Below are 20,654 nucleotides of genomic sequence, written 5' to 3' on the forward strand. Positions count from 1 at the left end.
GGTCGCCCCTTTTGGGGGCGGCCCTTTCACATTTCAGGCCGCAAGGCCGGGGGGCATGTGTGCGGATCGGGATCGGGATCACCTTCGTCGCGGCACTGGCGGGGGCATTGCCCGCCGGAGCACAGACCCCAGCTGCCGATCCAACGCTCGAGCAGGCCTTCGAGCGAGAACTCGCCGTACACGACCTGACAGCCGCAGCCGCCAGCCTCGATCGTCTCATCGCCGCGCGGATGCCGTCCGGGGACAAACCCGTCCCCGACCCATATCTCAACCACCGCATCGGGCGCTTCCTGCTTATTTCCGGGCAGCCACGCGCCGCTCTGTCCTGGCTGGAGGCTGCCGGCCCCGCCGCCGACACGGCGAAGACGCGTGCCCAACTGGCGCTCGATCTGGCGCGCGCGCTGTTGCTGATCGGTCAGGCAGAGGCCGCGCTGCCGCTGATCGATGCCGCACTACGCGACCTCCCCGATGCGACCGCACAGGGCGCGACGCACCGCCTGCGGATCGATGCACTGCTGGCCACCGATCCGGCGGCGGCCGTAACAGCGCTGTCGGGCGCGGCCGCCATCCGCGCCGCCGACGCGGGAGCCGAGTGGGACTGGGCGCTACTCGACGCGCGTGCAGCGCTGCTCACCGGGTCTCCCGCCGCCGGGACCAAGGTGCGTCACGCATGGATGAGCGCGACGACCGCCCCCGTTGCCGCATCGGCCCCCGCTCGCGCAGCGGCGCTGATGGCGATGGTCGAGGAACGGGCGGGCAGGCGCTCCGGCGCGCTGGCGATGATCGCCGCCGCTACCCGAACCGAACCCGATGTCAGCGCCATGTCGAAGCAGCTGTCTGCCGCCCTGCCCCCATGCGGCACCGCCGTTACCCCGGCCGATCATGTCACCGTTGCACTTCACCGCGACAGTCTGAGCGGCGCCACCCGCATTTCGGCGATCGCTGCCAGCCGCCCGGGCGTGGTTCCCTATTTTCTGTCCGGGGTGAACGCCGCCGAGGTACTCCCAAGCGGCGAGCTGAACACAGCCGCGACCATTGCACGGCTGCGCTGCCGTTCCGGTCCTGCTCAGGAGGCAATCGCGTCCACCGCTGATCGGGAGCTTGCTGCAGTGTTCATGGCACAGCGCGGCCTGTTCCCGCGCTTCGGATTCAGCGGAACCGGCGAGGAGCGGCTGAATACCGCGTCGCAGGAAGTCGACGCGATGACCGCCCGCTATGGCGCAGACAGTCCATTGCTGCTGGGACCGCTCATGCGCCTCAATACCTTGAGTCAGGCGCGGCTGATGGAAGCGGGCGATATCCCGCCCACCCGCCTGGTCGATCTAAGCAACCGGCTCGACCGCGTGCTTCTGGCTGCTGGCGACACAGCAGCCTTCCTGCCGCGCGATGCGCATTACTTTGCGGCCTTCGCCCGTGCCGTGAACGCGTCTTCGCGCGAGGAATCGGCACGGATCATGGCCGATTCCTTCCGCACCTATATCGCTAAGGTCGATCCCTCCATCGCCTATGCAATCCTGACCAAGACCGCCGATAGCGTCGAGCCGGCACAGCTCGATGCCATGCGCGCGGACCTGATCGCGCGCGCCAGCAAGACCCTTCCCGCCGGCGACCCGCGGATCGCCGCCATGCGCCTGGCTCGCGTCAGCGCAGCCCGCACGGCAGAAGACGGTACGCTCGCAGCCCGCATCCGCGAAACCGGGCTGCCGCGCGACCTGTGCGCGGCCCAGCCCGTCGCGCCACGGCTGCGCAGCATCGAAATATCGGATGATGACTATCCCGCCGAGGGGCTGATCGCTGAGATGACCGGTCGCACCACGCTGGAGTTCGATCTCGATGCGTCGGGCAGTGTGCGCACGCCGCGCGCGATCATCGCGGTCCCGCCGATCCTGTTTGACGACGTCGTGGCCCGCGATATCGACGGGATAAGCTATGTTCCGGCCGAGGCGGCTGGACGCGCGACGCCATGCCGCGCGATGACAATGTCGATCCGCTGGAAAATGCCCGACCGCAGCGAGGGGGTCCCGGACGTCATCCCCCAAAACTGGATTCCGGGAAACTGAGCATGGTCAGCGCGCGTCGCCCATCTCCCTGACCCGGGTTTCCAGCGCGCCGTCGGCCACGTGCAGTTCGTTGAACGAGGGCCGCGTGTCGCGCACGCGTTCCGACAGGGTGCCCGCACCGATCAGCCGCACCGGCCCGGCGGCCGTCGCGTGGACGATGTCGAACGGATCATGGACATGGCCGGTCAGCACGCCATGGGCGCCGGCCTGCGCCAGTGCCTCCAGTGCCGCGCGCCCGCCGCGCGTATGGGACGTGCTGCGCGTGCCCGCCTCGACCAACGGGTGGTGACAGGCGACCAGAACGAGGTGATCGTCCGGTGTTTCGGCAAGCTGGGTCAGGGTACGCCCGATCGCCCGGCTGCTCACATAGCCCTTCGACCAGTTCAGCCGCAGCTGCGCACGCGCAGTCGTCTTGAGCGGGACGATCGATACGCCGCGCAGCTCCAGCGGGCGCTCGATCATGCGCTCCAGCGCCTGATAGCGGCGATAAGGGGTCACGAACCGCGCCCAGGGATTGAAATAGGGCAGATCGTGATTGCCGACTTCGACCGTGATCGGCCGGTCCAGTGCCTCCAGCCATGCCTGCGCGGCGGCAAATTCCTCCCGCCGGGCGCGCATGGTGAGATCGCCAGTGACGATCACCGCGTCGGGCCGCTCGCGCGCGACACGATCGGCAAACCAGTCGAGTGCCACCCGGTCTTCGGCCCCGAAATGAATGTCGCTGACATGAAACAGCCGGGTCATGCCCCCTCCCCCGCGGTGGCTAGAAAGCTGGGCCGGGTCATACCGGCGCGGACCACGGTCCCCGGGGCCAACGTCACCGGCTCCCCGTCGAACAAGGCCAGGACCGGGCGGCTGCTATAGGGTTCGATCTCCGCCGCGTTGCGCTGGGTCACGGCGCGGGCGGCCACCCAGTCGCCGGTCAGCCAGGTCCAGCCCAGCTCTGCAATCGCGCCCCAGTCGCGCGCGTCGATCGCATTGACCTGCAGCGCGCCGTGCGCGGGTGCCACGAAGATCGCCTGATAGCGCCGGTCCATGTCCGCGACCCCGCGAAGGCGTATGCCACGGCCAAACGTCCGCCGCCACGCATTGCGCAACGCGCCCGCCAGCCGCGACAGCCGCCCGGCCCGTGCCGCTTCGCGCGCACGACCCCAATGCGCGGCGGGACCGACGATCAGGCCGACAAAGGCGCGGTGCGGTCCGGCCTCGACAAATGGCATCGCAACGCGCCGCGATGCATGATGCGCCGCATGGACGATCTCCGCCGGGTCGGCATCCCCGTGCAACATCTTTGCGAGCATGTTCATGGTTCCGCCGGGCAGGATCAGGAATGCGCCGTCCCAGCCCGCCAGTGCGCACAGCGCGGCATTGATCGTTCCATCGCCCGCGAACAGGACCACCGTATCGACATGGGCTGCGTCGAGCGCTGCGGCATCGGGGACGGCATCGTCCGGAAAGCGGGTACGTCCGGCGAGGATCAGGCCGCGCTCTTCGAACACAGCTTCCAGCGCCATGCATTTCTCCTGCGTGGCGGAGCCGGAATGGGGGTTGGTGATGAACCACAGGCGTTGCATGCCGCGCCAACGCATGGCGCACGGATTGTTTCGCATCATGCGCAAAAAAGGGGCCGCGTCGGCGGCCCCTTTCGATAGCGGAACATTTGGATCAGCGCTGCTGATCCGTACCGCTATCACCCTCGCCCTCGTCGGCGATCTCGTCCGGCGTCGTCCCGCCCTGCGGATCCTGCTGCTCACGCGGCTGCTGGTTCTGCTGGCGATCGACGTTCTGGTTGCCCTGCTGGTTCTGCTGACCGCCCGGGGTCTGGTCCTGCTGACGCTCGTTCATGGCTCTCTCCTGGTGTTTCCCACTCGTAGGGAAAGAACCTGCGAACAGCGCATTAGGGTGCTCAGTTCATCGCATTGTTCGTCGCAAATGGAGTTAAAAAAGCCCGCCGGTGCAATGCACTAGCAACCGTCGGGACGCTGCGCCGTCGAGGCACGGGGAACACCGCATCCGGACATAATTCGACGGTGGTCACGCCAATCCCGATATGCGCCGGTACAAGCGGATATAGGCGTCTGCCATCCGCTCCACGGAGAAGCGCTCCCGCACGCGCGCGCGCACGGTGGCGCGATCGAAATCGCCGATCCGGGCGATTGCGGCGACGGCATCGTCGACCGTGTCGACCAGAAATCCGGTAACGCCGTGCTCGATCAGTTCGGGCATCGATCCGCGGCGCATGGCGATCACCGGCGTACCGCACGCCATCGCCTCGATCACCGACAGTCCGAAAGGTTCGTCGAAGTTGATGAGATGCAGCAGGGCGCGCGTATTGCCCAGCGCCGCCAGGCGCCGCTCTCCGCCGACGGGGCCGTGATAATGGACCGTCGCGCCATCGACCTGCGGCATCACCATGTCGCGATGATAGCCTTCGTCCTGGACGATGCCGTACATGTGCAGCGGGATGCCGCTGGCATGCGCCGCAGCGATCGCCTCGGCCGCGCCCTTGTCGGGATGGATTCGCCCGAAGAACAACAGGTCGTCGCCGCCCGTCGCGTTCAGCGGAAACGCGTCCATCGGAATGCCGTGATGGATCGTCGCGGCATAGCGCAGGTCTGGGTGGCGGTCGGCGTCGCTGATCGCGACATAGTGCACGCGATCCTGATAGGGCGCGTACATCGGCAGGATGCGATCCGACGAGAAGCCGTGGATCGTGGTGACGATCGGCGTCGACGTCAGGTTGGCAAAGGCGTGCGCGGGGAAATCCGCCTGGTTGTGGATGACGTCGAATGCGTCGGCGCGCTCGAAGACATGCGCCAGGTGCCGGAATTCCCACACCTTGGCGTCGATCGACGGATCCTCATTGTACGACGCCGGCACCACGCCATCGAGTGTCGCAGTCGTGACGCTGTCGCGCGTGGCGAACAGGGTTACGTCGACTCCCCGCGCGACCAGCGCCTCGGTCAGCAGGCTGGTGACCAGCTCCCACGGCCCATAGTGGCGCGGCGGCGTGCGCCAGGCGATCGGCGCGAGCATCGCGATGCGCATCAATTGTCGTCCTGCAAGTCGAAGATTGCGCCTTCATCGGGCTGAAGCATGCCGTCCATCGCGCGCGGTCCGAGCGTCGACAGCAGGCACCGCATCGGGCGGCTGTCATTCGGTCGGGGCAACGGCACCGGTGCGCCGCCAAGATTGAGCGCGATCAGCAGGCGCTCGCTCCCGCAGACACGCTCATAGGCCAGCAGGTCGCCGTCCGTGTCGAGCAACGCGATATCCCCGATCGAAAGCGCCGCATTGGCCCGGCGTAGCGCCAGCAGATCGCGATACAGCCCGAGCATCGACCCCGGCCGGTTCAGTTGCGCCGCGGCGTTGCGCGTTCGCCAGTCGGCATTGAGCGGCAGCCATGGTTCGCCGGTGCTGAAGCCCGCATTGGGGCTGTCGTCCCACGGGAACGGCGTGCGCGATCGGTCCCGCCCGATGTCGAGTTGTGGCTGGCGCAGATGCTGCGGATCGCGGATCCGGTCGGCGGGAATGTCGACCCGACCGATGCCGAGCTCGTCGCCCTGGTACAGCGTCGGTGTGCCACGCAGCGTGAGCAGCAGCATCGCCGCGACGCGCGCCTGCGCTTCGCCGATGCGCCCGGCGATGCGCGGCGCGTCATGGCTGCCGATCACCCAATTGGGCCAGCCATGCGCGGGCAGCGACGCCTCATAGTCCGCGATCAGTGTGCGCAGCTGTCCGGCGTTCCAGCCAGTCTCGATCAGCTGGAAATTGAAGGGCAGCTGTACCTGCGGCCGCTCCGCCGTGCCGTACCAGCGCGCATGCCGGGCATTGGGCAGGAAGATTTCGCCGATCAGCAGCCGCTCGCCATAGTCATCGGCGATCTCGCGCATTTCGGCCGAGATGGCATGCGCCTCGGGCTGGTCGGTCGAATGGCGCTGGAGGACGCGGTCGCGCTCGGTGCGGTCGGGTGTCCAGTCGGGGTTTGGTGGATTATCGGGCAGGTCCGCCGCCTTGACGATGTGCCACAGCACGTCGATGCGGAACCCATCGACCCCACGGTCCAGCCAAAAGCGCAGCACGTCGAACATCGCCTGTTTGAGATCGGGGTTGCGCCAGTTGAGGTCCGGCTGTTCCTTCAGGAACGCGTGCAGATAATATTGCCCAGTCGTCGCGTCCCATTCCCATGCAGATCCGCCGAAGTCGCTGATCCAGTTGTTGGGCGGCGACCCATCGGGTTTCGCATCGCGCCAGATATACCAGTCGCGCTTGGGACTGTCGCGCGACGCGCGGCTTTCGACGAACCAGGGATGCTGGTCGGAGCTGTGATTCGGCACGAAGTCGAGGATGAGGCGCAACCCCCTGTCATGAACCGCCGTCAACAGCCGATCAAAGACCGCAAGGTCACCAAACATCGGCTCGATCGCGCAATAATCCGCCACGTCATAGCCGAAATCCTTCATCGGCGAGGGAAAGACCGGCGACAGCCAGATCGCATCGATGCCGAGCGCGACAAGATAGTCGAGGCGGTGCTCGATCCCCGCGAGATCGCCAATCCCGTCGCCTTCGCTGTCCTGAAACGAGCGCGGATAGATCTGGTAGATGACCGCGCTTTTCCACCACGGACTGTTTGCCATCGCCACCCCCAACGCCCTTGCGCGCACGCACTATAGCGACGGACGCGCCGCGAGGTTCCTCGATTGCCGCCCGCCGCGGTCGGTTTTCGATGGCGGCCCGTCGCGACGTCGACATGGGTGTGCGCAATCCCTGGGTCCATCCGGGGACGGCGTCCGATCCACCGATCTTCCGAAGGCCTGAAAAAGCCCGCCAACTCATTGAGTTGACGGGCTTGATCATGGTGGGCGTGGCAAGGATTGAACTTGCGACCCCTGCGATGTCAACACAGTGCTCTACCACTGAGCTACACGCCCACTCGCCTTGCGGCGAATCTCGGGAAGCGGCGCTTTAGCGGGGGTCGTCCCCCCATGCAAGCGCCCGTTTCAATTGAGGCTGGGGATTTGCCCGGTCTCGAACAATCGGTCCACTTCCAGCACCAGATCGCGCAAATGGAACGGCTTGGACAGCACCCGTGCCTGCGGCACCTGCTTGCCCGCCTTCAGCGTCACTGCGGCAAAGCCGGTGATGAACATGATGCGCATGTCCGGCGCGATCTCGGCGGCCCGCTGCGCCAGTTCGATCCCGTCCATTTCGGGCATCACGATATCGCTGAGCAGCAGATCGAAGCGCTCGGCCTCGATCAGCGGGAGCGCGGCGGTCCCGCGGTCGACGGCGGTGACGGCATAGCCGGACTTCTCCAAAGCGCGCGTGAGGTATTCACGCATCACCTGATCGTCCTCGGCCAACAATATCCTGATCATTCGCCCCTCATCCACGGCCGAAGCCTGCACCTGCCCGTCGCCATGTTATGCGCGAAGCCCTTAAGAAATTCCAGCCATGCGCCTGACCGGCCGCATCGGCCAGCCGGACGTTGCGATACCGGGGATCCCGGCATAGGCTGGGCAGGTGAGCGTGCGACCACCCTTTGACTGCCATGGGCCAGAGCATCCCGCTTCACCGGTCGTGCTGTCCGTGCCGCACGCCGGGCGCGAATATCCGCTGGCGCTCCGCGCGGCACTCCGCGCGCCGCTGCACAGCCTGCTCCCGCTCGAAGATCGCCACGCCGATACGCTCGCGCTGGGCGCGCGTGGGATCGAAACCATGCTGATCGCGACGCGACCGCGTGCGTGGATCGACCTCAACCGCGCCGAACATGAGCGCGACCCCCGCATCGACGAGGGCGCCGTGCCGGTGCCGGAAGCCGCCCAGTCGCTCAAGCTGCGCAGCGGGCTGGGCCTCGTTCCGCGCCGCGTCGGCGGCGTTGAACTCTGGCGCCGCCGTTTCGCTGCCGAGGAGGTGCGCGCGCGGATCGAACAGGATCACCGCCCCTATCACGCCGCCCTGGCCACGACGCTGGCGGCGGCGCGGGCGCGGTTCGGTGTTGCAGTGCTCCTCGACATCCACTCCATGCCCCCGCTTGCACCGGGAGGGGCGCGGCTGGTCATCGGCGACCGGTTCGGCCGCGCGAGCGCCGCACGCTTCGTCGCCCGGATCGAAGGGGTCGCGCATGCCGCGCGGGTGCGCAGCGCGGTCAACACCCCCTATGCCGGCGGCCATGTGCTGGAGCGCCATGCCGACCCGGCGCGCAACATCCACGCGATCCAGCTCGAGTTCGACCGTAGCCTGTATCTGGACCGTCGCCGCGAGCAGCCGGGACCGGGCCTTGAGCCCACGACGCGATTGCTGCGCGCGATCATCGATGCGATTGCCGACGAAGCATTGCCCCTCGCCGCGGCGGCGCAATAAAAAAACCGCCCGGTGTTGCCACCGGGCGGCCTAGGTTCAGGGAGGAGACACGCCCGAGGGCGTGCCGCGCGGGTCCGCGAAAGGGGGGACACGAAACCGCGCTAAACACAGTATAGTTATGCTTGACCGTGGCTTCAAGGCCACAGCTCAAAATGCGACGAACCGAGGGTTCCGACGGGGCTAAATTACCCGTCTGCAAGGCAAATCAGCTGAATTTACCGCCGGAGCCGCCGGTGCGGCTCCGGAGGGATTCGGGATCAGGCTACCGGCGCAACTTGCGGGGCGACTGCGCCCAGCGCCATTTGGCGACCGAAAATCTCGCGGGTCAGGCCGAGCGAGAAGAGGTGCGCATAGATCAGCGGGAGCATGCCGTTTTGCTGGATTTTGCGCAGCTGGTCGCCGCGCATCTCGTTGAGCTTCGCCTCGTCGACCATGCGGAAACCGCGATAGATATAGGGCTGTGCCGCGCCGTCCGGCTGGATCGCGACTTCGCCATCCATCAACAGGCCGAGGTCATTCAGTTCCTTGAGGAACGCGCCGGTCTTCTGACCCGCCATCTCGAACTCCTCGTTGAACTTCAGGATCTGCTGGACCAGCTCGCTCGGCTTGCCGTCCTCGAACAGCGCCTCGCCATCCTCGAACGCACCAATCGTGTCGGTGGTCGGGTCGAAGCACAGCGACAGCTCCTCTGCGTCCGGGCGCAGCCGGGCGAGCAGGAATGGATAGCGGCGGACATAGGCCGGGATATACATCGGCTCGGTCCCGCGCGGCTTGCCATCCTCGTCGAAGAAGACATTGACGCCCTCGTTCAGGCCCATCAGCGCCAGCGGCACCGGTTCGTCCCCCGCGGAGAAAACGATCGGCATATAGCGCTGGACCAGCGGGAACTCCTCGACGGTCAGCGGCACGGCGTGCTGCTTGCCCAGGAACGGCGCGGTGGCGGCCGGACGGATGCGGAAATTGCCATGCATCTCGCTCGAGAGCGGGATAAGGTCGTTGTAGAAAACGGGAAGACCCTGTGCTTGCGGCGCGCTGGCCATGAAATTCTCCTGGATTTAGGTGTGCGCGGTCTATTGATCGGCGCGCGCGGGCGCAAGGGTAACCAGTTTCCCCGGATTGAACAGATTGTCGGGATCCAAGGCGCGCTTGATCGCGGCGAGTGCATGCATGCGTGCGGGCGACGACAACCGCGCCAGCTCGTCGCGCTTCATCTGGCCGATACCATGCTCGGCGGAGATCGAACCACCCGCCGCGACCACCAGGTCATGCACGAACGGGCTGATTCGGCCTGAATTCTCCGCAACCCAGCCGCTATCGGCGCCCGCAGGTGCGCGGACGTGGAAATGGACATTGCCATCGCCCAGATGCCCGAAGGCGCCCGCGCTGGTACCCGGAAACGCGTCCTCGACGGCCGCCGCGCCGTCGATCATGAAATCCGGCATTCCCGCAACCGGGACCGAGATATCGTGCTGAAGTGCGGGTCCGCTTGCGCGCTCCGCCTCCGAAATCGAATCGCGCAGCTTCCACAGCGCCTCGGCCTGCGCCTCGCTCGCGGCAATCGCCGCGTCGCGAATCAGTCCGCGATCGAGCCCCGCCGCGAGCAGGCGCTCCAGCGTCTGGGCAGGCGGTTCGGCCGCGGCATCGCTCGCCACCGACTCGATCAGCACATGCCAGGGGTGCGGCCCCGCCAGCGGATCGCGCGTCCCGGGAATATGCTCCAGCACCAGCGCCAGCGAATGCGCCGGCACGATCTCGAAACTTTCGATCGAATCGCTTGCCGCCTCGAACAGCCGCAACAGGTCCAGCGCGGCGTGCGGCGAGTCGACCCCGACCCAGCCGACCGCGCGCGCCGCCACCGCCGGGACCAGCCTGAGCGTAACCGCGGTGATTACGCCCAGCGTTCCCTCTGCCCCCACCAGGAGCTGGTTAAGGTCGTATCCGCGATTGTCCTTCTTGAGCGGAGCAAGGCCGTCATGAATACTGCCGTCGGGCAACACCGCCTCGACCCCCAGCACCAGAGCGCGCATCGTGCCGAAGCGCAGCACTTGCGTCCCCCCGGCGTTGGTCGACGCAAGGCCTCCGATCGTCGCGCTGCCCTTCGCCCCCAATGTCAGCGGAAAGCGCCGTCCCTGCGCCAGCGCGGCATCGTGCAGGTCGGACAGGATGACCCCTGCCTCCGCCACCGCCAGTCCGGCATCGGCGTCGATCCTGCGGATCGCGTTCATCCGCCGCAGCGACAGGATTGCCGCGCTACCATCAGCAGGCGGCGTCGCCCCGCCGACCATTGAGGTATTTCCCCCCTGTGGCACCAACGGTATGCGATGCGCAGCGGCCAGAGCGACGATCGCAGCCACATCCTGCGTCGAGCGGGGCTGTATCATCAGCGTCGAAGCGCCATGGTAGCGGCCGCGCCAGTCGTTCAGCCAGGGCGCGATCATGTCGGGATCGGTCACCACCGCGCCCGGACCAATGCGCGCGCCCACGGCGGCGGCGAAGGCGCTGAAGGTGGCGGCGGGATCGGGAGCGGTCATGGCTCCGCGCTATCATGGCGGGACACTGCGGTGCAATTCATCCACTGTTCAACCCTGAGGCGTATAGGGCATGACAATATGGTGAAGCCGTTGATCGCGACGATGTGCGCTGCACTTTTGCTGCCCCCCGCTGCGTCGGGACAGGGCAAGCAGCAGCCGTCGCCGTCAGCCGCCTCGCCGGTGCGGCTGGCGCAGGTTCGCATCCAGCAGCATATCGTGATCCGCGTGCCGCGCCCCGAACCGGTGCGCCGCATCGCCGCCCCACCCCCTGCGCCGCTGCCCCCGATCGCCTGGGTCGAGAAACGCGCCGATGATTGCGTCTCGGCGGAATCGCTGTCCGGCGCGGCGATCATCCGGTCCGACAGCGTCGACCTGGTCCTGTCGGGCGGGCGGCGCGTGCGGGCCAAGCTGGGTAATGAATGTCCCGCGCTCGATTTCTATGCCGGCTTCTATGTGAAGCCGAACAAGGACGGAAAGCTGTGCGCCAAACGCGACTCATTTCGTTCGCGCTCGGGCGGAGAATGCCGCATCAAGTCGTTCCGCACGCTGACGCCGGAACGCTGATCCGCGTTTACCTTGACTTTTCGCGCCGTTTCCCGGAGAGCGCCTCAGTTTATTTTGAGGGGCGCGCCCCCATTTTCCGGACATCTGAATGAGCTTTGCCGATCTCGGCCTCTCTGACGAATTGCTGAAGGCCGTCACAGAGGCTGGCTATTCCGAACCCACTCCGATCCAGCGCCAGGCGATCCCTTCGGTGCTGATGATGCGCGACCTGATCGGCATCGCCCAGACCGGAACGGGCAAGACCGCCAGCTTCGTGCTGCCGATGATCGACATTCTGGCGCAGGGGCGCAGCCGTGCGCGCATGCCGCGCAGCCTGATCCTCGAGCCGACCCGTGAGCTGGCAGCCCAGGTCGCCGAGAATTTCGAGAAGTACGGCACGCACCATAAGCTCAGCATGGCGCTGCTGATCGGCGGCGTGCAGATGGGCGATCAGGTCAAGGCGCTGGAAAAGGGCGTCGACGTCCTCATCGCCACCCCCGGCCGCCTGATGGACCTGTTCGAACGCGGTAAGATCCTGCTGACCGGCTGCGACCTGCTGGTGATCGACGAGGCCGACCGGATGCTCGACATGGGGTTCATCCCCGACATCGAAACGATCTGTTCGAAGCTGCCCGCCAACCGCCAGACGCTGTTGTTCTCGGCGACGATGCCGCCGCCGATCAAGAAGCTGGCCGACAAGTTCCTGTCGAACCCCAAGACGATCGAAGTCGCGCGCCCGGCGTCGACCAACACCAACATCACCCAGCGGCTGGTCCCGGCGCCGTCGAGCGGCTTTGCCAAGCGCGACCTGCTCCGCCGCCTGCTGCGCAGCGAGGATGTCCGCACCGCGATCATCTTCTGCAACCGCAAGACGACGGTCCGGGAACTCAACAAGAGCCTGCGCAAGCACGGCTTCCGCTCGGCCGAAATCCACGGCGACATGGACCAGTCGTCGCGCATTGCCGAACTGGACCGGTTCAAGGCGGGTGACGTCAACATCCTCGTCGCATCCGATGTCGCGGCGCGCGGGCTCGACATCAAGGGTGTGAGCCACGTCTTCAATTTCGACGCGCCCTGGCATCCCGATGACTATGTCCATCGCATCGGCCGCACCGGCCGCGCGGGGGCGACCGGCACGGCCTATACGCTGGTGAGCAGCGCCGACGCCGAGGCGATCGAGAATATCGAGAAGCTGCAAGGGCAGAAGATCGAGCGGATCGGCACCCTGCCCGAGGACGCGCCGGAAGAACCGAAAAAGCCGCGCGGCCGCAAGGCCAAGCCAGAGCAGGACCCGGCTCCTCTCGCCGACGCGCCCCGTGAGGAAGCGCGCGCGCCGAAACCGCGGGAAGAGCGCCCGCGCGACGACCGCCCCCGCGGCCGCCGTGACGAGCGCCCGCGCCGCGACCAGCGCTACGAGGCCCGCGACGACGGCCCCGATGCAAAGGATGATGGCGGCTGGAACGGCCCGATTCCGGACTTCCTGAACTTTACGATCCCTGCGTGACGACAGCGATGGACGAGGATGACTTCCTCGCCTTCACCCCGGTCCCGGGGGTTGCCAGCCCGTGCATCGGCCTCTGCCGCCTGGATCACGCCGATGTCTGCAAAGGCTGTCACCGCACGCTCGACGAGATTGCGGAATGGTCCACCGCCAGCGATGATCGCCGCCGCGCGATCCTGGACGCCATCGAGGAACGCCGCTGACGCGTCGCGCGCAGGACGGGGGGATGATGAACGGAAGTCTTTGGCGGTTCACTGCGGTGACCATCGCGCTGACCCTGGCCGGCACGAGCGCCGCACAGGACGCAACCAGCAGCTGGCGCAAAGCCGCCTGGACGATGCAGCCGCTGGAGCCCGCCGCCAGGGAAGTGCGGCGCGTCAAATGGGGCGAGCCGGTGTTCACCCAGCCCGTCGCACTCGCCGAAGCCGCGATCCTCACCGACGATAGCGACGTCGAACTGCCCGGCATGCCGTTGGCCAAGACGCCGGTTACGCTGCGGCTTGCCAAAGGCGCGCGCTTCTATCGCGTCGCCACCGCCGATCCCGGCCACCGCGCCTATTGCGGCGGCGACAGCGGCTACAAGGCGGCCACTGCGATGATCAAACTCGAGTCGCGCCTGTGCCTTGTCGACGAGGGCGGCGATGGCGTGTTCGATCAGCTGATGCTGGGTACGCTGAGCCGCCCGCCGTCCGGGCCGGGCGTGTTTGGCGGAGTCGCCTTCGAGCTGGTCCGCCTGCTGTTCGCTGGCGATGCCGGGTTCCAGCCGATGGTGCTGAGCGCCGATCCGCGCCACCGCATCGCGGTCCGCTTCACGACATCACGCCCCGATACGCGGCTATTCTCGGTCGGCCCGGTACTGATGCGTGAAAAGCAGGCGGTGGCCGCAGGGCTGATGCTGGTCGGTGCAGAGGGCAAGGGCCGGGTCACCACCCTGTTCGACCCCGCAGTCGATGGCCCCGCCACGGACCGCTACCCCAAAATGCTGGCGAAGGAACCGCAGTTCAAGCATCTGCGACCAATCCAGCTCGATCGCCTGCCGGCGACGGTCGACCTTGGCGGCGCATCGTTGATCGTCAAGGCCATCGACGCCGAGGGTGCGCAGATCGAGATCGTGCGGGACTTTGGCGATGCCCCGGTGCCGGTCGCGCTGGCGGGGCTGATCCTGTCGGACGCGCAATAGCCTCAGGCCACCTGGGCCGAGCGCTGCTTTTGCTGCGTCGCGACCCGGACGCAGCGCCCACCCTCTATAGGGCGGATGCGCCTCGCCACGATCACCAACTGGGCATATGGTGCCACGCTCGTCCTGACGCTGACGTCGGGCGTGACGATGCTGCTCGCATCGGACGCCCATGAACATGAGCGCGCCGCGGTCGCACACCGCTATGCGCTGGACCGCGCGACGACCGGGCTCGGCAAGACGATGTTCCTGTCGGCCGATCATGCCCGCCAGTTCGTCGTTACCGGCGACCCGATCTATCGCTTGCTTTATGACAGCGACCGGACGTCGCGCGCCGATGTTGCGGCGCGCATGGCGCCCGTCGCGAAAGCTGGCGCGCTGCCGGAAGAGCATAATCTGCTGCGTGAAGCGATACGGTTGTCGCAAACGATGGACGCGCAGCAGCGCGCGGCGATCCTCGCCTACCAACGGGGCGATGTCACGATCGCGCAGAACCTGTTGTTTGGCGGCGCGCATGAACGCGAACTCGAACGCGCCAAGACAATGATCGAGCGGCTGCAGACACAGATCGAATTGGTGCTCCGCGCCGTCGGCAATGCTCTGGCCGACGGCACGCGCGTGGCGGGTAACGCATTCCGCTATGGCGGTGAAGAGTTCACGGTTCTGCTTCCGCTCTCCGGACAGCATGCCGCCGCGCGCGCCGAGACCAGTCGCGCGCGCATTGCCGACTTGGGCATCCGGCATGATGGAAAGATGCTCCGCCCGGTAACGATCTCGATCGGCTTGGCCACGGCGCCTGAACACGGCTCGGTCGAACAGCTTGTCGCCATGGCCGATTCCGCCTTGTTGCGCGCCAAGCGACAGGGGCGCAACCGGGTGGAGGTCGCCCCACCCGCGCGCCGCCGGGCTGCCTGAGCGCCCGGAAAAGGTCATTTCGAGCAGGAAACAATGACTTGTTGAGCGCCGCGTGTTTCGCCACAACCGCCGTGCATGACCACGACCCTACCTGCCCGGAGCCTGTTGCGCACCGCGACCGCATCCGAGCATGAGCGGGTAGACCGTGCATTCGGTGCATTCGACCTCAGCGATCGCGACGGGTATCGCGCCTTCCTGATGGCTCAGGCCGGTCCGTTCCTGGCGGCGGAGGCGGCAGTCGACGCGTTCGATCCGGTGGCGCTGCTACCCGATTGGCCCCAGCGCCGCCGCGCCGCCCTGATCCGCGCAGATCTCGCCGATCTCGATGCCCCGGTGCCGCAGACCGACTCGCTCGACCTGCGATCCGAGTCCGAGGTGCTGGGCGTGATCTATGTGCTCGAGGGGTCGCGGCTGGGCGGTAAGATGCTTGCCCGTAACGTTCCGATGGACCTTCCCGCCCGGTTCATTCGTTGCGCCCCCGAGCCGAAACGCTGGCAGGGTTTGATCGAGGTTCTGAACCGCCACCTCGTCACACCCGCCCAGCATGAAATGGCAACGGTCGCTGCGTGCGCCGTGTTCGACCTGTTCTGTCGAAGCGCACGTCAGCATGGAAGGATGCCCGTCGTTGAATGATCCGCACCCCGTCGATCTCACCAATTGTGATCGCGAGCCCATCCACATCCTCGGCGCGATTCAGCCGATCGGCTTTCTGATCGCGCTGACCGCCGACTGGATCGTTGCGCGCGGTTCGACCAATCTGCCCGAATATCTGCCATTCTATGCCGAGCAGATCATCGGCCAGCCGCTCGCCGACTTCCTGCCCGCGCCTGTCATTCACGATATGCGCAATCGCACCGCGATGCTGCGCGGACCGGATTCGGTGGAGCGGCTGTTCGACATCGAACTGATTGCCGGCGCGGACCGCTTCGATCTCGCCATCCACATGTCCGGCGGGCAGATCGTGATCGAAGGTCAGCGATCGACGGGTGATGTCGGCGATGTCACCGGCATGGTGCGGTCGATGATCGCACGGCTCGATCAATGCAGTGACATGCTGTCCTTCTATCGCGAAGGTGCGCGCCAGGTGCGCGCGCTCACGGGCTATGACCGCGTCATGGTCTATCGCTTCTCGACCGACGGGTCGGGGGAAGTGGTGGCCGAAGCGTGCAAGCCAGGCATCGGCCGCTTCATGGGCTTGCACTATCCGGCGAGCGACATCCCGGTCCAGGCCCGCGTGCTCTATACCCGCAACTTGCTGCGTGTCATCGCCGACATCAACGCCACCCCGGTCGCGATTGTCCCCGAACTCGACGAAAAGGGTGAGCCGCTCGACCTGTCGCTGTCGCTGCTGCGCTCGGTCTCGCCGATCCATATCGAATATCTGCGCAATATGGGCGTGGACGCATCGATGTCGATCTCGATCATCGTCGACGGGAAATTATGGGGGCTGTTCGCCTGCCACCATTATGCGCCACGCAACCCCAGTTTCGAGCGGCGTTCGACCGCCGAGCTGTTCGCTCAGATGTTCTCGATGCGCCTCGAAAGCCGAGAACGGCAGCAGACTGTGGAGTTCGAGCGGCGCGCACGTGATATTTCCGACCAGCTGCTGGGCGCTGTCGCATCGGACGAGACACTTTTGCGCGACCCCGACTGGCTCGCCGACATCCTGACCAATGCGATTCCTGCCGATGGCGTGGGCGTATGGCTCAACGGCAGCTACGCGTTTTCGGGGATCACCCCACCCACCGATGATTTTCGCCGGATCGTTCGTGCGCTCAACGCCACTGCCGCGGGCAAGGTGTTCGCCACCGACCATATCGGATCGTTGATCGTCGACGCCGAGACCTTTGCGGACAGCGCCGCAGGGCTGCTGGCGATTCCCATATCGCGTTCGCCGCGCGACTATGTCGTGCTGTTCCGGCGCGAAATGGTGCGCTCGATCCGCTGGGGCGGCGACCCCCACAAGCCGGTCGAATATGGCCCCAACGGGGCACGCCTGACCCCGCGCGCGAGTTTCGAGGAATGGAAGGAGCTGGTCCGCGGTCGGTCGCGGCCGTTCACCACATCCGAACTGCGCGTCGCCGAAACGCTGCGTGCGACGCTAATCGAGGTCGTGCTGCGCCTTGCCGATGAGGCATCGGCCGAACGCCAGCGCGCCGGCGCTCGCCAGGAAGTGATGATCGCCGAACTCAACCACCGGGTTCGCAACATCCTCGGTCTCATTCGCGGCTTGATCCGCCAGGCGCAGCCGGAGGAGGAAGCGGTCCGCGAATTCGTAAAAGTGGTCGACGGCCGCATCCATGCGCTGGCGCGCGCGCACAATCAGATTACGGAGGATCATTGGGGTCCGGCTTGGCTTCAGGCACTGATCGACGCCGAATCGGCTGCCTTTGCCGAAGAGGGCGACCGCATCGTGAGCGGAGGCGAGCCGGTGATGCTCAACCCTCAGGCCTATTCCACCATGGCGCTGGTGCTGCACGAACTGGTCACCAATTCGAGCAAATATGGCAGCCTGTCGATTCCGGGCGGCACGGTGAATCTCAGCTGGAAATGCAGTGCGCGGGGCGACCTGCTGCTCTACTGGCGCGATATCGGCGGCCCGCGGGTCAAGCCGCCCTCGCGCAAGGGCTTTGGCACGACGATCATCGAACGGTCGGTGCCATACGACCTGGGTGGCGAGGCTGCGGTCCGTTATGCCGAAGCGGGGTTCGAGGCCGATTTCTGCATCCCCGCGCGCCATGTCTCCAAACCGCGCGAGGGTGGGGCACCGTTGATCCGCTTCCCCCGCGCGCCGCACGAACAGCGTGAGGAGCCGCCAGCCGACCTGCTCGACGGGCAGCGCCTGTTGCTGGTCGAGGACAGCCTGATCATCGCGCTGGATGCCGAGGATATCGTGACCCGGCTCGGCGCCATGGATGTCATGACCGCAGCATCGGTCGATGCCGCGCTGGATCTGATCGCCGCGCAGCCGCCGACGGTCGCCATCCTCGACATCAACCTTGGCAGCACGACCAGCTTCGCCATCGCCGACGCGCTGCTCGAACGGCGGATCCCGTTCATGTTCGCCACCGGCTATGGCGAGCAGGCGCAGTTTCCCGACCAGCACCGCGGTCGCCCCGTGGTGCAGAAACCCTATACGATGGAGAATATCGCCCGCGCGCTGGCGGACATGCTGGGCTAACCGAGCACGCGCCCCGCAACGGCGTCCAGCCGGGCCAACAGCTCCGGATCGCGCACATGCGGCGCGGTGATCAGCGCGGTGTCGAGGCAGGTGTCGATCGGCGACGCCGCCCGCTCTTCCGGCAACGCACGGAGCAGGTTCAGCACCATTGCGCGGGCCTTCTCGGCGTTCGTGGAGAGCTGCGCGATCACCTGCGCGACGTCGACGGCGGCCTCTTCCTCGCGCCAGCAGTCATAGTCGGTGACCATGGCCACCATCGCAAAGGGCAGTTCGGCCTCGCGCGCCAGCTTTGCTTCGGGCATCGCGGTCATGCCGATCACGTCGCAGCCCCAGCTGCGATAGAGCTGGCTTTCGGCGCGGGTCGAAAATTGCGGCCCCTCCATCACGAGGCAGGTGCCGCCGCGATGCACGACCGCCCCTGCCGCCCCCGCCGCATCGCTCGCCAGCGCTGACAGGCGCGGGCAGACCGGATCGGCCATCGAGACATGCGCGACCATCCCGGTGCCGAAAAAGCTCGACGGACGCCCCTTGGTCCGGTCGATGAACTGGTCCACGATCGTGAACGTCCCCGGCGCGCGCGCCTCCTGCAACCCTCCGACCGACGACACCGACAGCACGTCGGTAACGCCCAGCCGCTTGAGGCAGTCGATATTGGCGCGCGCGTTCAGCTCCGACGGGCTGATCCGATGACCGCGTCCGTGGCGCGGCAGGAACGACACGCGCACATGGCCCAGCCGTCCGGTGAAGATCGCGTCCGAAGGCGCGCCCCAGGGCGAATCGACCCCGACCCATCCACCGCCTTCGATCCCCGCGACATCGTACAGTCCCGACCCGCCGATGATCCCGATATGCCAACCACTCATGGCAACCCCTGTTTGCTTACTTTCGGGCGGGCATAGGCGAAGTAGATGACAACCCCGAGCACGTTCCAATAGAGGAAATAGAGCTGGGTCTTAGCCGGCAGGCTGAAGAACAGGTAGGTGCAGCCGAGCACGGCGATCGCCCCGACCAGCCACCAGAGCGGCGTGCGGAACATGCGCGGCATGTCGGGCGCGCGGCGGCGCAGCACCATCATGCAGATCGCCACCGCCGCGAACGCCACCAGCGTCCCGGCATTGGCGAGCGCCGCAATCTCGTCGATCGGCAACAGCCCGGCGATCACGCTGACGATGAGGGCGGTGAAGATCGTGATCCGCACCGGCGCCCCGCGCGACGATACCTTGGCGAGCTGGATCGGCAACATTCCGTCGCGTGCCATGGTGAAGAAGATCCGGCTCTGCCCGAACAGGAAGCCGAGCAGCACCGTCGGCAGGGCGATGATCGCCGATACCGCCAGGAAGGTGGCAAAGCCCGGCCGCCCCAGCTCGCGCAGGATCAACGCCAGCGGCTCGGGGCTGTTGGCGAATTGCGTGTAGGACAGCGCGCCGACCGCCGCGACCGCAACCAGCATGTAGATGGCGACGCACGCCACCATCGACCCGACAATGCCGATGGCGAGGTCGCGGCCCGGATTCTTGGTTTCCTCTGCCGCGGTCGAGATCGCGTCGAAGCCGTAAAAGGCGAAGAAGATGATCGCGGCCGCCGCCATCACGCCGCGCTCGACCCCGTCCGCCGACACGCTCTTGACGAAACCGAACGGCGCAAAGGGTTCGAAATTGGCGCTGTTGAAATAGGGCAGCGCCACCGCGACGAACACCGCGAGCGCGACGATCTTGACGATGACGAGCCCCGCGTTGAGCGTCGCGCTTTCCCGCGTGCCCAGGCACAACAGTCCGGCGACGATCGCGATGATAGCGATCGCGGGGATATTGACGATCCCGCCCGCATGCGGCCCCTGCATCAGATCCATCGGCACGCCCGCCCAGGATTGCAGCAGCGGCGCGGCATAGCCCGACCAGCCGACTGCCACCGCGCTCACCACCAGCGAATATTCCAGGATCAGCGACCAGCCCACGACCCAGGCGATGATCTCCCCCAGCACAGCATAGCTGTAGCTGTAGGCGCTGCCCGATGCCGGCATCATCGTCGACATTTCGGCATAGGCGAGCGCGGCGGCGGCGCAGATCGCGCCGGCAATCACGAAGGACAGGATCACCGCCGGCCCGGCCTTGCCCGCACCGACGCCGATCAGCGTCAGGATGCCGGTGCCCACGATGGCGCCGATGCCCAGCGCGATCAGATGCGGCCAGGACAGGGTCGCGGCCAGCCGGTGTTCAGGGGCGTGATCCTCCACGCCCTTCACGCGTTTCGTGCGGAACAGTCCATTGGCCATGCGATCCCCCTGTCGTTTTCAACGGGGTGCGACGGAGACGCGCGCAGGTCAACGGTTCATGCCGCGGACATGCGACGAGGTGCATCGTTGCGCCAGCACAACGGAGACTCG

General features: G+C 66.5%; 19 protein-coding genes and 1 tRNA gene. 9 read left to right on the plus strand and 11 right to left on the minus strand.

The window, feature by feature from the left end; genetic code table 11:
• The first annotated feature begins 59 nt into the window (after positions 1-59).
• Positions 60-2,060, plus strand: a complete 2,001-nt coding sequence (locus ACO05N_RS02770; protein ID WP_422055676.1) for a hypothetical protein — start codon at positions 60-62, stop codon at positions 2,058-2,060.
• Positions 2,061-2,066: 6 nt separating this feature from the next.
• Here ACO05N_RS02770 and ACO05N_RS02775 read toward each other — a convergent pair whose 3' ends face one another.
• The 7 genes from ACO05N_RS02775 to cpdR all read right to left on the minus strand — a co-directional run bounded on the left by ACO05N_RS02775 (position 2,067) and on the right by cpdR (position 7,438).
• Positions 2,067-2,804, minus strand: a complete 738-nt coding sequence (locus tag ACO05N_RS02775; RefSeq protein WP_422055677.1) for a metallophosphoesterase family protein — start codon at positions 2,802-2,804, stop codon at positions 2,067-2,069.
• Positions 2,801-3,634, minus strand: coding sequence for a diacylglycerol/lipid kinase family protein (locus ACO05N_RS02780; RefSeq protein WP_422055678.1), 834 nt, complete (start codon positions 3,632-3,634; stop codon positions 2,801-2,803). The genes ACO05N_RS02775 and ACO05N_RS02780 overlap by 4 nt, the downstream gene beginning before the upstream one ends.
• Before the next feature lie 91 nt (positions 3,635-3,725).
• Complete coding sequence (locus tag ACO05N_RS02785; RefSeq protein WP_422055679.1) at positions 3,726-3,905, minus strand: hypothetical protein; 180 nt, start codon at positions 3,903-3,905, stop codon at positions 3,726-3,728.
• 189 nt (positions 3,906-4,094) lie between these two features.
• A complete protein-coding gene (locus ACO05N_RS02790; protein WP_422055680.1) occupies positions 4,095-5,108 on the minus strand; it encodes a glycosyltransferase family 4 protein in 1,014 nt (337 codons plus the stop codon).
• Positions 5,108-6,697: an alpha-amylase family glycosyl hydrolase gene (locus tag ACO05N_RS02795; RefSeq protein WP_422055681.1), complete on the minus strand. Its 1,590-nt coding sequence runs from the start codon at positions 6,695-6,697 to the stop codon at positions 5,108-5,110. The genes ACO05N_RS02790 and ACO05N_RS02795 overlap by 1 nt, the downstream gene beginning before the upstream one ends.
• Positions 6,698-6,916: 219 nt before the next feature.
• A tRNA-Val gene (locus ACO05N_RS02800) sits at positions 6,917-6,991 on the minus strand.
• Positions 6,992-7,060: 69 nt separating this feature from the next.
• On the minus strand, positions 7,061-7,438 hold the full coding sequence (gene cpdR, locus ACO05N_RS02805) for a cell cycle two-component system response regulator CpdR (protein ID WP_422055682.1): 378 nt from the start codon (positions 7,436-7,438) through the stop codon (positions 7,061-7,063).
• A 145-nt stretch (positions 7,439-7,583) separates the two neighbouring features.
• On the opposite strand from cpdR, the gene ACO05N_RS02810 reads away from it, so the two are divergent.
• A complete protein-coding gene (locus ACO05N_RS02810) occupies positions 7,584-8,423 on the plus strand; it encodes an N-formylglutamate amidohydrolase (RefSeq protein WP_422055683.1) in 840 nt (279 codons plus the stop codon).
• A gap of 257 nt (positions 8,424-8,680) precedes the next feature.
• Here ACO05N_RS02810 and ACO05N_RS02815 read toward each other — a convergent pair whose 3' ends face one another.
• Both ACO05N_RS02815 and ACO05N_RS02820 read right to left on the minus strand, forming a co-directional pair.
• Complete coding sequence (locus tag ACO05N_RS02815) at positions 8,681-9,463, minus strand: SapC family protein (RefSeq protein ID WP_422055684.1); 783 nt, start codon at positions 9,461-9,463, stop codon at positions 8,681-8,683.
• A gap of 30 nt (positions 9,464-9,493) precedes the next feature.
• Positions 9,494-10,954, minus strand: a complete 1,461-nt coding sequence (locus tag ACO05N_RS02820) for an FAD-binding oxidoreductase (RefSeq protein ID WP_422055685.1) — start codon at positions 10,952-10,954, stop codon at positions 9,494-9,496.
• 81 nt (positions 10,955-11,035) lie between these two features.
• Between ACO05N_RS02820 and ACO05N_RS02825 the strand changes: the two genes are divergently transcribed.
• From ACO05N_RS02825 to ACO05N_RS02855, 7 genes are all read left to right on the plus strand, one after another.
• On the plus strand, positions 11,036-11,518 hold the full coding sequence (locus ACO05N_RS02825; protein ID WP_422055686.1) for a hypothetical protein: 483 nt from the start codon (positions 11,036-11,038) through the stop codon (positions 11,516-11,518).
• Between the two features lie 88 nt (positions 11,519-11,606).
• Positions 11,607-13,001 carry a DEAD/DEAH box helicase gene (locus ACO05N_RS02830; protein ID WP_422055687.1) on the plus strand — a complete coding sequence of 465 codons (1,395 nt, stop codon included), beginning with the start codon at positions 11,607-11,609 and terminating at the stop codon, positions 12,999-13,001.
• Complete coding sequence (locus ACO05N_RS02835; RefSeq protein WP_422055688.1) at positions 12,998-13,201, plus strand: DUF1289 domain-containing protein; 204 nt, start codon at positions 12,998-13,000, stop codon at positions 13,199-13,201. Before ACO05N_RS02830 ends, ACO05N_RS02835 begins: the two co-directional genes overlap by 4 nt.
• A gap of 26 nt (positions 13,202-13,227) precedes the next feature.
• Positions 13,228-14,178 carry a hypothetical protein gene (locus ACO05N_RS02840; RefSeq protein ID WP_422055689.1) on the plus strand — a complete coding sequence of 317 codons (951 nt, stop codon included), beginning with the start codon at positions 13,228-13,230 and terminating at the stop codon, positions 14,176-14,178.
• A gap of 75 nt (positions 14,179-14,253) precedes the next feature.
• Positions 14,254-15,090 (plus strand): GGDEF domain-containing protein, encoded by an 837-nt coding sequence (locus tag ACO05N_RS02845; RefSeq protein ID WP_422055690.1) that lies wholly within the window; start codon positions 14,254-14,256, stop codon positions 15,088-15,090.
• A gap of 75 nt (positions 15,091-15,165) precedes the next feature.
• Positions 15,166-15,723, plus strand: a complete 558-nt coding sequence (locus ACO05N_RS02850; RefSeq protein ID WP_422055691.1) for a biliverdin-producing heme oxygenase — start codon at positions 15,166-15,168, stop codon at positions 15,721-15,723.
• Positions 15,698-18,271 carry an HWE histidine kinase domain-containing protein gene (locus ACO05N_RS02855; protein ID WP_422055692.1) on the plus strand — a complete coding sequence of 858 codons (2,574 nt, stop codon included), beginning with the start codon at positions 15,698-15,700 and terminating at the stop codon, positions 18,269-18,271. Before ACO05N_RS02850 ends, ACO05N_RS02855 begins: the two co-directional genes overlap by 26 nt.
• Here the strand turns inward: ACO05N_RS02855 and ACO05N_RS02860 are convergent.
• Together ACO05N_RS02860 and ACO05N_RS02865 are read right to left on the minus strand one after the other, a co-directional pair.
• Complete coding sequence (locus tag ACO05N_RS02860) at positions 18,268-19,134, minus strand: S-methyl-5'-thioadenosine phosphorylase (protein WP_422055693.1); 867 nt, start codon at positions 19,132-19,134, stop codon at positions 18,268-18,270. The two genes, ACO05N_RS02855 and ACO05N_RS02860, sit on opposite strands and share 4 nt — an antisense overlap.
• A complete protein-coding gene (locus tag ACO05N_RS02865; protein ID WP_422055694.1) occupies positions 19,131-20,543 on the minus strand; it encodes an amino acid permease in 1,413 nt (470 codons plus the stop codon). The genes ACO05N_RS02860 and ACO05N_RS02865 overlap by 4 nt, the downstream gene beginning before the upstream one ends.
• Positions 20,544-20,654: the final 111 nt, after the last annotated feature.

It is taken from the genome of Sphingomonas sp. (genome assembly GCF_965227385.1).
Classification (GTDB): Bacteria; Pseudomonadota; Alphaproteobacteria; order Sphingomonadales; family Sphingomonadaceae; genus Sphingomonas.

What these genes read in the sequence shown, in the direction of transcription:
- ACO05N_RS02790 (WP_422055680.1), bottom strand. Translation starts at nt 5,108, where the DNA reads ATGCGCATCGCGATGCTCGCGCCGATCGCCTGGCGCACGCCGCCGCGC.
- ACO05N_RS02815 (WP_422055684.1), bottom strand. Translation starts at nt 9,463, where the DNA reads ATGGCCAGCGCGCCGCAAGCACAGGGTCTTCCCGTTTTCTACAACGAC.
- ACO05N_RS02775 (WP_422055677.1), bottom strand. Translation starts at nt 2,804, where the DNA reads ATGACCCGGCTGTTTCATGTCAGCGACATTCATTTCGGGGCCGAAGAC.
- ACO05N_RS02865 (WP_422055694.1), bottom strand. Translation starts at nt 20,543, where the DNA reads ATGGCCAATGGACTGTTCCGCACGAAACGCGTGAAGGGCGTGGAGGAT.
- ACO05N_RS02780 (WP_422055678.1), bottom strand. Translation starts at nt 3,634, where the DNA reads ATGCAACGCCTGTGGTTCATCACCAACCCCCATTCCGGCTCCGCCACG.
- ACO05N_RS02830 (WP_422055687.1), top strand. Translation starts at nt 11,607, where the DNA reads ATGAGCTTTGCCGATCTCGGCCTCTCTGACGAATTGCTGAAGGCCGTC.
- ACO05N_RS02820 (WP_422055685.1), bottom strand. Translation starts at nt 10,954, where the DNA reads ATGACCGCTCCCGATCCCGCCGCCACCTTCAGCGCCTTCGCCGCCGCC.
- ACO05N_RS02860 (WP_422055693.1), bottom strand. Translation starts at nt 19,134, where the DNA reads ATGAGTGGTTGGCATATCGGGATCATCGGCGGGTCGGGACTGTACGAT.
- ACO05N_RS02785 (WP_422055679.1), bottom strand. Translation starts at nt 3,905, where the DNA reads ATGAACGAGCGTCAGCAGGACCAGACCCCGGGCGGTCAGCAGAACCAG.
- ACO05N_RS02795 (WP_422055681.1), bottom strand. Translation starts at nt 6,697, where the DNA reads ATGGCAAACAGTCCGTGGTGGAAAAGCGCGGTCATCTACCAGATCTAT.
- ACO05N_RS02850 (WP_422055691.1), top strand. Translation starts at nt 15,166, where the DNA reads ATGACCACGACCCTACCTGCCCGGAGCCTGTTGCGCACCGCGACCGCA.
- ACO05N_RS02855 (WP_422055692.1), top strand. Translation starts at nt 15,698, where the DNA reads ATGGAAGGATGCCCGTCGTTGAATGATCCGCACCCCGTCGATCTCACC.
- ACO05N_RS02840 (WP_422055689.1), top strand. Translation starts at nt 13,228, where the DNA reads ATGAACGGAAGTCTTTGGCGGTTCACTGCGGTGACCATCGCGCTGACC.
- cpdR (WP_422055682.1), bottom strand. Translation starts at nt 7,438, where the DNA reads ATGATCAGGATATTGTTGGCCGAGGACGATCAGGTGATGCGTGAATAC.
- ACO05N_RS02845 (WP_422055690.1), top strand. Translation starts at nt 14,254, where the DNA reads ATGCGCCTCGCCACGATCACCAACTGGGCATATGGTGCCACGCTCGTC.